We start from the raw sequence: 12550 nt of genomic DNA, 5'->3' as shown, positions 1-12550 counted from the left end.
AGCCCTCTTTGGAGTTTCAATCAAAGAGGGCTTTCTTCATTTTGAACGGGTTAGCTCACTTCGCCTGATTCCACTCGTCAACCTGCTGTAAGACTTTAATCACGGCCTTCAACGGGTCAAGAGCTTCAGCTTCAAACCGTCGGGAGATCCGTGGATTATTCGGAGGCGAATACGAACAACTGAATAAAAATTCGTTCGGCCGAACGCCTGGTTCGAGGCGATAATCGCGGATGCCCAGTTCATTCAACTTCTGAACAGCGGCGCTCCACGTTGCCGGATCGCGACGCAGCATCGTCTCAGCACGTAAGCGAAACTGGGGATCGACTTCTTTGACCGCAGCCTGCTTGACAGAATTCGTTTTATCAAACGGATTCGTTTCATTCTCGATTTGCTGGATTTCCTGGCCGAATGCACCACCGGTATTGGGTGAAAACTGCTCGTCTTCAAAGCCCACCTGTTCAATCGGATTATTCTGAAAACCACGTTCGGGCATCTGCTCGGCCGAAGGAAGTTCCGCCATTTTCTGGTCTGGTTCCAGCTGAGAAGGAACGGGATCTAGCTCCCAACCTTCCATCGCATCTGCGGGTGGCAACCATTCTTCGCCATTAATCGAACCATTTCGCGAAGAGGACGTTTTTGCGAAGGGACTCCCCTGGGGAGACCGCTTTCGATTTCCCCGAGACGGGCCGCCAAGATTTCCTTCACCCCCCAGCTCAATTTCATGTGATGAAGCATCAAACGAAATCTCTTCAAACTGGGAGTGGGAAGATTTTTCGCCGTCAAATGGATCGTTTTCATTGAGAGCCGACTTTTTAACGGGAGCGATTTCTGGAATACCGAAAATCGCCAGCATCGGAACGGCGACCAAAGGGATCAGCACCAGCAAGGTTGAAAAAAAGTCATTTGATTTGGAGCGCATTTGCGTTTCTCCTCCATGTTCGCAATCACGCTATCGGAAAAATATCCGATTTGAACAATGGGAACACTCCTTGTTCTCAATGTCTGGTTACCAGAAACCATCGTGGTCAACCACATACTTACGGGATCAGAAACTGCCTGAGACATGATCATCTGGCGTGGCAAATTACTGATCAATTAGCCCTTAAGAACAAATCACACGAAGCGAAAATCGCTCCCCATACCTGCCTCAAGGGGGCGAATCATACAGAATCCCCTCTAAACGGACAATTGAAGTTTCGAAAAATCTCCTGATTTCAAGAAATCCCGGACATTTCTCTTTTTTCACTCAAGTCGCCCACTGTTAAAATAGAGCAACAGGCAGCCATAGAAAACATAAGCAGCAAGCAGGCCAAACACCCAAACAGATAAACTAAAGAATCTGTCTTGACAATTTACGAAAAAACAAGGAGAACACGTCATCTAAGTAATTGAGGTTGATCGAATCGTTCGATTAATAATATAGATTCGAGCCAAAAACAGATTGGATCTGTTCTCGACAATTCTTGATCGGACCCTATCATTTCAATAAGCGGAAACTCAGTCAGCAGTTTCCATACAGCAGTGTGGTCTATATTTCTTACTGGTTTTGAGAGATTGTCTCGGGCAAAAGCGCTCACTCGGGAATAGCTCAAAACGAGTGGATTTCGACAAAGGGAGTCACGAAATTCAATGGTAAAACAAAACCGTTACCAACCAGACAACGTACTGGCCCGCCAGGCAAAAAAGGTGGCTACCATCGCAGGAGTCTTAACCCTCGCAGCGACTGCCTGTCTGTCACAAGTCGGCACGCTGATGGCAGCAGCCCCCAACGAACATAAACTCGATCCCGCCATTCGGCTCGCACTGCAGAGCTATGAAACAACGTCGGAAATCAAAGATTTTCAGGCGACCTTCATCAAACGGGAAAAAGTAGGCCGAAAAATGCAGGCCACACATACCATGCAAATTAAGTTTCGTGAAAAACCATTGAGCGTTTATCTCAACTTTCAAAAACCACATACCGGCCGAGAAGTCATTTATTTCCACGGCCGAAACGGGAACCAGATCCTGGCCCACGAAACCGGAATCAAAGGTCTGGTCGGTACTGTCTCTCTCCAACCAAACAGCCCTCAGGCAATGGACGAAAGTCGTTACCCGATCACAACCATCGGCATTCGAAAAATGCTGTATCAGATTCTGAAACAATGGAAAGAAGAACGTCAAATTGAAGCAGGCGTCTCCGTCAAATACTTCCCGGATGCCAAGCTCGGCAACCTGCAGTGCAAAGTTCTGCAGACCAGCTACCCGCAACAAAAGCAGGGAATTCGCTTCCAGATGACAAGATTGTACATCGACAAAGCAACGAACCTTCCGGTCCGAGTCGAACAGTACGACTGGCCCACCAGAAGAAATCCTAAGCCGGAATTAGTCGAAGAATACACCTACACAAACATCCGCACCAACGTCGGATTAAGTGACGCTGACTTCGATCCCAAAAACCCTGCTTATAACTTCTAAGCACGACCATATAAATTAACTTCTCTTATAAATCAACAGCCGAAGGTTAGCCCCTGACCTTCGGCTGTTTTTCTTCATACCGTGCCTTTTACCGCAGTCGGCACTCTCCTCTTTCCCATGAGTCATGCACACTATCAAGTTGCAAGTGCCTCTTTCGCATTGATATAATCAGATATTATTATATGTCCTTTGTCATTATCTGATTTCTTTTCGTATGCTTACATAGACAGAGAAAACAGCCTTGATTCCGCATGCCTGTTTCAATCAGCTGATCAGATAAATTTACAACCTGCTTTGATCTACTTTCTATCAACTACCAAGGAGCCCCAATAATGAGTGAAGCGCCCAAGAATGTCTCATCACGCCGCGACTTTTTAAAGAATTCAAGTAAACTCGCAGCCGGGGCTTCTGTATTAGCCGGAACGGCAATTCCACATGTCTATGCCGCCGATGAAAGCACCATCAAAATTGCCCTCGTCGGATGTGGCGGACGTGGAACCGGAGCCGCCGCCAACGCACTCTCCACCACCAGCGGCCCCATCAAACTGGTCGCTATGGCTGACGTCTTCGACCATCGTCTGAATACCAGCTACAACAGCCTCAAAAAACAATTCGGCGATAAAGTCGACGTTCCCGACGATCAGAAATTCATCGGCTTCGACGGATACGAAAAAGCAATCAGCTGCCTCAGCCCCGGCGACATCGTTCTGCTTGTCACTCCACCTGCATTTCGCTGGGTCCACTTCGGCTACGCCATCGAAAAAGGCATCAATGTCTTCATGGAAAAACCGATCACCGTGGACGGCCCGAGCACTCGTAAGATGCTCGAGCTGGCGAAAAAATCGGAAGAGAAAAACCTCAAAGTCGGCGTCGGCTTGATGTGCCGTCACTGTAAAGCGCGACAGGAATTGTACGACCGCATCCAGGATGGTCAGATCGGCGATGTCCTCGAACTCCGCGCCTACCGTATGGCGGGTCCCACAGGTTCCGCAGCTACCGGCCCCAATACGACTGACATGAGTGATTTGATGTATCAGATCTCCCGATTCCACGGGTTCCTCTGGGCCAGTGGTGGCGGTTTCAGTGACTTCCTGATTCACAACATCGACGAAAGTTGCTGGATGAAAAATGCCTGGCCCGTTCGTGCCGATGGATCCGGCGGACGTCACTATCGTGGTGATAATGTCGACCAGAACTTCGACAGCTACAGCGTCGAATACACGTTCGCCGACGGAACCAAAATGTTCCTCCGCGGCCGTACGATTCCTGGCTGCCGGCAGAAATTTGCCAGCTTTGCACATGGCACAAAAGGGCTCGCCGTGATTTCCACGTCGGCGCATCATCCCGCCAAGTCGCGAATCTATAAAGGCTATAACGAAGATAAAGACAACCTCCTCTGGGCTTACCCGCAACCAGAACCGAATCCGTATCAGGTGGAATGGGATGACCTGATCAGCGCGATTCGAAACGATCAGCCCTACAACGAAGTCAGACGCGGTGCGGAAGCCAGCCTGGTCACTTCGATGGGACGTATGGCCGCTCACACCGGACAGGTCGTCACCTACGACGAAATGCTCAACTGCGAACAGGAATTCGCTCCGGATGTCGACAAACTGACGATGGACTCACCCGCGCCTGTTCTCGCTCGCGCCGATGGCTCCTACCCTGTTCCACTGCCGGGTATCCTGAAACGTCGTGAGTATTAAGATTCACTGACGACTCCGTTCGTCTCTGAATAAAATGTTCAGAAAAATGTAACGACAAGCGAACTCCGAAACCATTTCGGGGTTCGCTTTTTTAGTTCCATTTAAGCACCGATTCCCCGTTATGCGTCGCGCGCGAGAAAACCATTTTCTTCACCTGAACCGAGCTCACTAACTGATCATTCCGCAGCGGGTTCAGCGGTGATGTTTCGCTGATCATCACCTGCAGAATCTGACCTGCTGCCGTTTGCTCAGCATTTTTTTTATGACGTTCGACACACTTCGGAGCGCTTACAACACGCAATGGTACACGTTCGGAACCAGTTGAACGCTCTTCAGCACACCTTCGGAACTGGGTACCTTCCTGCCCTCCCTCATGATTCATTCTCTTTCCGATACAACAGAAAACAGATTTCACGACAAAGTGCAGCAAGTACCACATGACTCATCTCCTTTTCTGAAAAACACCTGTCTGCGAACAACGCAGTCAGCCATTCGCGATGAACCGAAGCACGGCAGCCCCGGTTCCTGTGCTGTCCGTTTTTAACTGCACAGCGTGATGTTTTTTCTTTTGCTTTTACAAGGCCCCATTCGAATTCAGAAACACAATCTGGCGTTTCGAAAACGAACCCCAGGCGGCACATTCTATGGATCGCCACCAGCGAAGGTAGATGAAAATCACGTCGTACTTGTGATCCATCGCTTGTGACAGATTTTCACCTGAATCAAAGCCAGACAGAAAAATTGATAAAATCGGGAGAATTGGACAATCGATGATTGCCTTTTTGATCGACGAACTGTAAATTCTGTTTATGTGGGTTTCCTGCCCAATTGATCTTTGATAACTAGTTGATTGTGGGTTATCCACCCAGTACAATACTGATATCACTCAATATTGTGGAGAGTTGATACACGCATTCCCCTTTCGCAGGCTGGCCATGAACGGCGAAACATTTATTTCGGGAGAAACAAAACGAACGGTCGACGACCGGTTTCGAATTTCTCTTCCCGTAGAAATGGCCCAGGCAATTACTGACGAATCCGGGGAAACGCTGTTGACTAAGGAACGAGCCGGATGTCTCAGCCTCTGGAAAGCCGCAGACTGGCAAGCCAGACACCAGCAGGGTGTGGACCTGATTAAACAAAAAATTCAGGCACACCGACTGGAAAACCGCTGGGACGAAGTGCAACGCCTGGGACGATTACTGTCGACCAGAAATCGGACCATCCAGTTAGCAAATCGCTCTCGCTGCACAATCCCGGAAGGATTTCGGGAATTTCTGGGAGTGCAACCCAACCAGGAAGTCATGATTGTCGGCGCAGTGATCTGTGTTGAAATCTGGAACCTGGAAGCCTGGCAAAACCTGCTGGAACAGGACATGCCCGAATTCGGGACACTCTTTAAAGACCTGTCCAGCTAACCCCTTGCCTGACGATACTCACAATCAAAAAACAATACACATTGTTCTTTAGCGTCTTTGACGACAGGAGAAGTGGGCGACTCATTCAGTATCCCCATCACATCCGATTCACCCTAAAGGCTTAATTCCATGGAAGGTCTTTTTGGCACGGATGCCGCTTTCTTCTCTTGAGTCAAATGCGTTTTCCCCATTCTCAATCTCAGGCAATTTTGAGAATGGGGATTTTTTATGCGCTGTCTAAAGAAAACCACGAAGCGATTTGGCACAACTGCCCCGGTACTGGACCATTAGTCGCGGGACGTTAGTCCGGTTCAACAATCGCATGTTTGCTACCACGAAAATCACGAAACCACACGAAAAGCGAATTCCCATTGGCAGAATCAGCACTCCCACCATAAGCGGATTGGCGCCTGCCACCGCTTGCGAGGCACGACATCGACTTCAAAACGCAGATGTTCTGTTATTGTCAGCCTAACTTCAACGTTGGGGCGGACCCATGTGTCCGCCCGCCTTGTGGCATTGAAAATTGATGTCGCATTGAGGGAACCAGTCAAGAAGCTCCAACTTGCATAGTGGCAATCATAAAGGGGTCAGGACCGAATGGCACTGCCGCTGTTTTTTGAGTTTGTGTTTGCGCAACGACTCCCGCGTGACGCAGTCACGGTTTTAATTTTCTGATTTTTTGCCAGTTCGCTGGAAATTGTGTTTGGCAAAACCTTTCCTGGCATTATGCTGCGTTCTGGCAAGACCTTCCTTGGGTTGGTGTGGGTAAAACATTTGACCAAGGAAGGTTCTATGCCATTTATATCAGCTTCCCGTTTGAATGCAGCATCATTTTCTCTTTTCAAACGCTCGATGATGCAAAATGCTTCGCTTCCGCTGGCCGATGTGATCGATGACCAGGGCTGGCAGCAGATCTTCGATGAACACAAAATCAATTTTGGTTCCGGCGAGGATGACGTTTACACACCGGCAGTCACGCTCTGGGCATTAATTTCTCAGGTCTTCTTTTCCGAGGAGCAACGCAGCTGTAAAGCAGCTGTGATCCGTGTTGCCAACCTGTGTGCCGCGCTGGGCCGACAGATTTGCAGCACCAATACCGGTGCTTATTGTCGGGCACGACTCAAAATCCCGTTTATCGTCATTCGCGACATTGTCCAACAAATTGCCGCTGATGCGGAAGCGGCCTGTGATCAGAATCGTGTCCAGACCAGAGAGCAGTCGGCGGCACGCCTCAGTCCTTCCAGCATCGCTGATGTGAAATCACGGAGCACCGGCGGTCGCATTCTGCTGGTTGATGGCTTCACCCTCACGGCCGCCGACACTCCCAAGAATCAGCGTGCCTATCCACAGAACCCGACTCAGAAACCGGGGCTCGGGTTCCCCGTTCTACGCTGCGTTTCTCTGATCTCGATGACAACCGGACTGCTGGTGGATCTAGTGAGCGGGCCTTACAGCGGAAAAGGCAGTGGCGAAACGGCCCTGTTCTGGCAAATGCGCGATGCACTCCGACCGGGAGATACCCTGGTGGCAGACTCGTATTACTGCACGTACTGGCTGGTGAGTGCGTGCCGTGCGCGGGGCGTGCAGATTCTGATGAAGAATCATCACTTGCGTGACGATCATCCGCAAGCCGCACGGCGGCTGAGTAAACGGGAGCGACTGGTGACCTGGTCACGACCATTGCAACGTCCTGACTGGATGCCCCGTCAGGAATTCTGGCAACAACCGCTGACGCTCACTCTGCGCCTGGTCGATGTGCAGATCAGTCAGCCGGGGTATCGCGCCAAAACGTTTACGATTGCCACCACCATCACAGATCGGAAAGCATACCCGGCGCGCTGGATCGCCGCCGTGTATCAGAGCCGCTGGCTGATCGAACTGGATATTCGCAGCATCAAGTGTTCGCTGGGTATGGATATTCTGCGTGCGAAAGCGCCCGACATGGTGCTCACCGAACTCTGGTCGTGCCTGCTGGCGTACAATCTGATTCGATTGAAAATGCTGCAGAGTGGCATTGCCACAGACCGTGATCCGCGTTCCCTCTCGTTTACCACCACGCAACAGATGCTGGCTGCAAGCTGGTTGTTGGGAGCCGTCACGAAGCTCACGGATGAGTTGGTTACACTCGGACAACAGGTTCCCAGCAGCGAACAGGTAGGCCATCGCACCGGCCGAACAGAACCCAGAGCCAATAAACGCCGCACCAAAGTGCTGGCTCTACTGAAGCAACCAAGATATCATTACCATCAACAACGGAAGGCAATCGTATGAGCGCAAACTGTTACGCTACAACAGGCAGTGCCATTCGGTCCTGACCCCTTTTTAGTCTTCTTCTTTTGGGAGTTAATGACAGGCAAAAACAACCCTAAGAAGTAGGGTACTTGTTCATGTAGATAGCGATAAGGATCGATTTTCATGAGTGTATTTAGCAATATAAAATATAAATCTGAGTATGAAGCGTGGCTTGGAAAAGTGGAATTATCAGGGTTTGAAACCTGTGGGATTCTCTGGGATTGCGATGCGGATTATCTCTCTGAAGCATACGAAAAAAGTGAGCCAAATAATGGGCCGGTTTTGTTACAGCTTCAAATCGAATCAACAGATGGGAAACCGCCTACGAAAGAACAAGAAGCTGCTTTTGAATATTTATGTACAAATGAAGATACAATTGCAAAAGCTGCATTAAAATATGCCCTTCAACAATGTAAATCAGCTTACTATTCGGAATCACTGCCTGAAACCAAGACATTACAAGGTGAAAAGCGTGAGCTTCGCAAACGGTTGAATACTTTAGATGGATTTTGTGAATTAGTAGAACCGAATACAGTTACCATTCTTTCAGAACATAAAAACAAAGTTGCTTATATCGCATTTGATTTCAGAACATCATTAGATTACGAACACGGCTTTAGCATTTTAACGCATCGCAGAAAAGCTGTGAATTGGGCAGGGGCTGGCGAACGAGGAGGCGGACCACCAGAAACCATTTCGTCGGAAGAACAGGATTTAATCAAAAAGTATCTTGATTGTGAAGCACTTTATCTTGACCTGGTGTCTCAAGTCGTCGATTTAAAATCAGCAGAACGGCTAGCTGAAGATATTGCTAAAGTAGAAGCAGAGAGTGAGGTTCTTTATAATCAAACTTCCCGGTTATTCATTCCCAATTCTCCACAAGGTCAGAAGCGATCCCGTATTGTGGTACAGCGATTATCTGAATTTGAAAGAATATGGAAAGACTGTCCTGAAGCTGCTAAGCATTTGAACCTGTATCTTAAAAAGTGCCTTGCGTGGAAAAATAGTCGTCCATAATCTCTGCAATCTATGAGATATCATATGACTCGCAATAATATAACGAGCAATTTGTGTGGTGAATTGAAATGGTATTCTGATCATGAATGTTGGGGAGGATTCGTTTCAATAAATCAATCCGATATTCCGATCACAGTAATACCAGAAGAAGGGGACGATTCTGTTGCACAAGATTACGTAGATAAATTGCTAGAAGACCTGCTCGAATATGAATATTCATTTCGTGAATACATAACCAAGTCTCTGTTACCAATCTATAATGACGAATGGCACCACATGGTTGACGATGGACCTGAATTATCTGATTCCGAGTTCATGAGTCGACTTTCCCTTACCATGATTCAAATTGTGTTTGGAAATCTGAATTCACCTGATCAAAAAGAATGGTATGGAGAGTTTATATATAACCCAGATGACATGTTCACAGAGCATCATGTTTCGCTTTTTTGTTGACAGCAATATTCATTTAGATAAGGCAGTGATCGGCTAAAACACCAGTGATATCTTTTTGGATAATTGATTTACGAAAGCAATTCCACTGATGATGGAAATAGATATAAAAACCCAACAAATTAAATTGCTTGATACTTCCGTGGGTGGACAATTTGGCTTTGAGGACAGAATAAGGGGTCAGCGACTGTCCAATAGTTATGTGGAAGAGCGGAAGAAATGAAACTCAAATGGTCAAAGCAACCTACGTATAAATACCCATTCGTTGTGCGCCCGTGCTACGGGAGTGATGATCTTTTGATCGAATTCCGGTGTGACCACCGATCTAGTGGCTTCCCGAACATGGTCAGTTTCCTCGAAGAGAATTACGGTATTTCGATTGAACCGGTATCTGAGGGCATGGTTTCATACGCCATTGCGACGGATGAATTCATCACCAAGGCCAGATGTGAAAAGGGGACTATCACGATCACAGACGAGGGGGGTGGGCTATTCATCACTGCAGAAGGAAGAGCAAACGAGATCATTGGCGACATTGAATCAATCCTCCTAGCCTCGGGGAAATTCGAACGACTTGAGGTTGACTCAAGCAAGTACACTTAACCATAACCGGCAGTGCCATTCGGGTCTGGAGCAATCCTGTTCGTCCCTGCGAACGGTCACACCAGTTCCGCCAGCTGTTTCGCAAATTTGCGTCCCGTCACTGACAGCGGGTACGATTCCAGATCGCTTACCCTGACCCATTGATAGCGGCCCGCGGAATCTCCTGAATCCGCAGTCTCCGCCTGCGCGATAAAACAAAGCAACCGGATTTTATACCGGGTCACACTGTGACGGATCTCGGATACAAACTGTTGAACGGCCGACTCCACACCCGCGTGATCTCGCACATATGCTTCCAGTCGCCCCAGCACATCGCAGGGCAAGCCGACGGGCATCTCAACGCCTCGTGCCGTTTGATGCCGTGTCTCTTCAAACAGCAGCTTCTGCCCACTGTTTTTCTTGCGCGTGGCAGCGGGATGCGACACACCATTTAAATCCTCCAGCGTGAACCGGGGAAAGTCCCACAGGCCGGCCCAGCGCTCGTCTGGCTCCCGCTGCCGAATCAAGACGGCGTCCTCCCTGAAAACGGCAATGCTGGCATCAGTCAACGGCGTGATCTCGGGACGTGCCTTGGGACGGGGAATCAGATGCTGACGCTGGCTCAAAAAGGCTTCGCACCCTGCACTCACCGGACAGGCACCGCAGTCGGGGTTCTGAGGCGTACAAACCAGACTCCCCAAATCCATCAACGCCTGATTGAAATCGCCGGGTGACTTCCGCGGCAGAATCAAGTCCGCAAACTCCCACAGCTGATTTTGCCCGGCCTTCGATCGAGGATCTTCTTCAAGACCGATCAACCGGGAATACAGCCGCAACGTATTCGCCTCCACAATCGGTGCCCGCCGATCATAGGCAAACGAGCAAATCGCGCCTGCCGTATAGCGACCGATGCCCGGTAATTTTTCTAACCCTTCTACCGTCTGCGGAAATTCTCCCTGCAGCTCATTTGAGACGATTTTGGCCGCCTTATGAATATTCCGGGCCCGGCTGTAATATCCGAGCCCTTCCCAATGTTGCAGCACTTCGCTCTCGTCAGCAGATGCCAGCGCATGCACATCGGGAAAGCGATCCTGAAACTTTTCAAAGTAGGGAATCACAGCTGCCACGACCGTCTGCTGCAGCATGATCTCACTGATCCAGACTGCATACGGGTCAGCCAGCCGTCGCCAGGGCAAATCACGCTGATGCGCAGCATACCACGCAATTAATTGCCGACGAAATCGCTGCCGCCGCTTCGTTTCAAATAAAGTATTCAGATCAGACATGGCTCTGTCGCTACTGTAGCAGACATGCGAAAAGTGACAAGCCTGACATCAAACTTTACTGAGGCGCGGCGTAGCGATGCGTGGGTACAGGACGCCCGGGACGGAAACTCTGTGTCTGACGAATCTCCAAATTCGCATTCAATGCCTTCGCACAGTTCTGCAAGACTTGCGTTACCTGCTCCGTTAATGATTCCGGATCACAGGCGACGCGGGCATTCACGATCAGATCCACTTCGTTCACCGTGCAGTCAGAAGCGAGAGACAACTTGGGCTCACTGTCGTTGCTCACCAGATTCGCCACGCCGAAAAAGCCTTCCCACAGTCCGATGGTCTTGAGATGCGCGGTCTCGACTCCCTGCTCCTTGAACGAAGCCTGCAGTTGGGTAATCACGTCCAGCAACAACTGATCCAGAGAAAAGGACGTCTCTGAGGTGAGACGCACGCTGCTGTTGAGCCAACCCAGCTCCGCTTCTCCCTCGGCGTAGATATCATAATCGATATCCAGAACCTTACTGCCGAAATCGCCCTCTTGCTCCAGAAACTCAACCAGTCCTTCAAAGCCTTCGCCCGTCAGAGCGGAGGTTCTCAAAACGGGAGTCCCCGGAAAATTCTCGTCAATCAGACCGGTGAGTTCGTCGACCTCTTCGGTCGTGAGTTCATCAATTCGATTCACCAGAATCAGATCCGCCTCTTCCATCTGCTTCCTCAAAATGTAAGCAGCTTTCGGGGAGAAACCGGAGCCCGTCTCATTTTTCAAAATCTTTCGGCCATGACTGGGCTTCATCAGAACCGCATAAGGGTGAATCGTAAACTCAGCATCAAACAATCGCTTAATGGGCTGAATCACCGTTGCCACCAAGTCAGTACAGCTTCCCACCGGCTCTGCCAGAATCACATCCGGCTTCGATTTTGATCCCAGTTCTTCAATCGTTTCCATCAGTGCGTTAAAATGACAGCAGAAGCAGGCACCGGCTACTTCGCCGACATGCAGCCCCTGGGAACGCAGTGCATTGGTATCCACCAGATCTGCAGCCTGATCGTTGGTCACAACACCTACATTCAAGCCCTGATCCGCATAATACTTTGCCAGCCGACCTAATGTCGTGGTTTTCCCCGCCCCCAGGAAACCACCAACCATAATAAATTTAATCTGATGTGACATACTGCACCCATTCACGATAAAATTGATTTTCGAATACTCAATATTAACACCGACTGGTCTCACAGACGGTCGTTAGTAACAAAAATTCCTGTATTTCGTCTACATTTAGTTTAATCAAACATTCTTAAGTACGATAGGATGTTGTTTCAGAATTCCCATTTGGCAACCAAAAAACGG

At 49.2% G+C, this 12550-nt stretch carries 10 protein-coding genes; 7 read left to right on the top strand and 3 right to left on the bottom strand.

The window, feature by feature from the left end:
• Positions 1 to 55: 55 nt before the first annotated feature.
• Positions 56 to 919, bottom strand: coding sequence for a hypothetical protein (locus Enr17x_RS03665; protein ID WP_145305972.1), 864 nt, complete (start codon positions 917 to 919; stop codon positions 56 to 58).
• 710 nt (positions 920 to 1629) lie between these two features.
• Here Enr17x_RS03665 and Enr17x_RS03660 point away from each other — a divergent pair.
• The 7 genes from Enr17x_RS03660 (at position 1630) to Enr17x_RS03630 (ending at position 9946) form a co-directional block, all read left to right on the top strand.
• On the top strand, positions 1630 to 2457 hold the full coding sequence (locus tag Enr17x_RS03660; RefSeq protein WP_145305970.1) for a DUF1571 domain-containing protein: 828 nt from the start codon (positions 1630 to 1632) through the stop codon (positions 2455 to 2457).
• A gap of 332 nt (positions 2458 to 2789) precedes the next feature.
• On the top strand, positions 2790 to 4163 hold the full coding sequence (locus Enr17x_RS03655) for a Gfo/Idh/MocA family protein (protein ID WP_145305968.1): 1374 nt from the start codon (positions 2790 to 2792) through the stop codon (positions 4161 to 4163).
• A 935-nt stretch (positions 4164 to 5098) separates the two neighbouring features.
• A complete protein-coding gene (locus Enr17x_RS03650) occupies positions 5099 to 5581 on the top strand; it encodes a division/cell wall cluster transcriptional repressor MraZ (protein ID WP_145305966.1) in 483 nt (160 codons plus the stop codon).
• A gap of 795 nt (positions 5582 to 6376) precedes the next feature.
• Positions 6377 to 7855, top strand: coding sequence for an IS4 family transposase (locus Enr17x_RS03645; protein WP_232100936.1), 1479 nt, complete (start codon positions 6377 to 6379; stop codon positions 7853 to 7855).
• A 144-nt stretch (positions 7856 to 7999) separates the two neighbouring features.
• Entirely contained in the window at positions 8000 to 8893 is an 894-nt protein-coding gene (locus Enr17x_RS03640; protein WP_145305964.1) for a DUF6985 domain-containing protein, read from the top strand.
• Positions 8894 to 8917: 24 nt separating this feature from the next.
• The gene (locus tag Enr17x_RS03635) at positions 8918 to 9346 is read left to right on the top strand and encodes a DUF2262 domain-containing protein (RefSeq protein WP_198000951.1); all 429 of its coding nucleotides are present in this window, start codon (positions 8918 to 8920) and stop codon (positions 9344 to 9346) included.
• A 216-nt stretch (positions 9347 to 9562) separates the two neighbouring features.
• Entirely contained in the window at positions 9563 to 9946 is a 384-nt protein-coding gene (locus Enr17x_RS03630; RefSeq protein ID WP_145305960.1) for a hypothetical protein, read from the top strand.
• A gap of 56 nt (positions 9947 to 10002) precedes the next feature.
• Here Enr17x_RS03630 and mutY read toward each other — a convergent pair whose 3' ends face one another.
• Together mutY and Enr17x_RS03620 are read right to left on the bottom strand one after the other, a co-directional pair.
• Complete coding sequence (mutY, locus tag Enr17x_RS03625) at positions 10003 to 11211, bottom strand: A/G-specific adenine glycosylase (protein WP_145305958.1); 1209 nt, start codon at positions 11209 to 11211, stop codon at positions 10003 to 10005.
• 55 nt (positions 11212 to 11266) lie between these two features.
• Complete coding sequence (locus Enr17x_RS03620; RefSeq protein WP_145305956.1) at positions 11267 to 12373, bottom strand: GTP-binding protein; 1107 nt, start codon at positions 12371 to 12373, stop codon at positions 11267 to 11269.
• Between the last annotated feature and the right edge of the window lie 177 nt (positions 12374 to 12550).

Origin of the sequence: Gimesia fumaroli (assembly GCF_007754425.1) — a bacterium.
Lineage (GTDB): Bacteria > Planctomycetota > Planctomycetia > Planctomycetales > Planctomycetaceae > Gimesia > Gimesia fumaroli.
Note: the sequence above shows the minus strand (reverse complement) of the source record. Positions and strands in the feature narration are given on the sequence as shown.

What these genes read in the sequence shown, in the direction of transcription:
- Enr17x_RS03665 (WP_145305972.1), bottom strand. Translation starts at nt 919, where the DNA reads ATGCGCTCCAAATCAAATGACTTTTTTTCAACCTTGCTGGTGCTGATC.
- Enr17x_RS03660 (WP_145305970.1), top strand. Translation starts at nt 1,630, where the DNA reads ATGGTAAAACAAAACCGTTACCAACCAGACAACGTACTGGCCCGCCAG.
- Enr17x_RS03655 (WP_145305968.1), top strand. Translation starts at nt 2,790, where the DNA reads ATGAGTGAAGCGCCCAAGAATGTCTCATCACGCCGCGACTTTTTAAAG.
- Enr17x_RS03650 (WP_145305966.1), top strand. Translation starts at nt 5,099, where the DNA reads ATGAACGGCGAAACATTTATTTCGGGAGAAACAAAACGAACGGTCGAC.
- Enr17x_RS03645 (WP_232100936.1), top strand. Translation starts at nt 6,377, where the DNA reads ATGCCATTTATATCAGCTTCCCGTTTGAATGCAGCATCATTTTCTCTT.
- Enr17x_RS03640 (WP_145305964.1), top strand. Translation starts at nt 8,000, where the DNA reads ATGAGTGTATTTAGCAATATAAAATATAAATCTGAGTATGAAGCGTGG.
- Enr17x_RS03635 (WP_198000951.1), top strand. Translation starts at nt 8,918, where the DNA reads ATGACTCGCAATAATATAACGAGCAATTTGTGTGGTGAATTGAAATGG.
- Enr17x_RS03630 (WP_145305960.1), top strand. Translation starts at nt 9,563, where the DNA reads ATGAAACTCAAATGGTCAAAGCAACCTACGTATAAATACCCATTCGTT.
- mutY (WP_145305958.1), bottom strand. Translation starts at nt 11,211, where the DNA reads ATGTCTGATCTGAATACTTTATTTGAAACGAAGCGGCGGCAGCGATTT.
- Enr17x_RS03620 (WP_145305956.1), bottom strand. Translation starts at nt 12,373, where the DNA reads ATGTCACATCAGATTAAATTTATTATGGTTGGTGGTTTCCTGGGGGCG.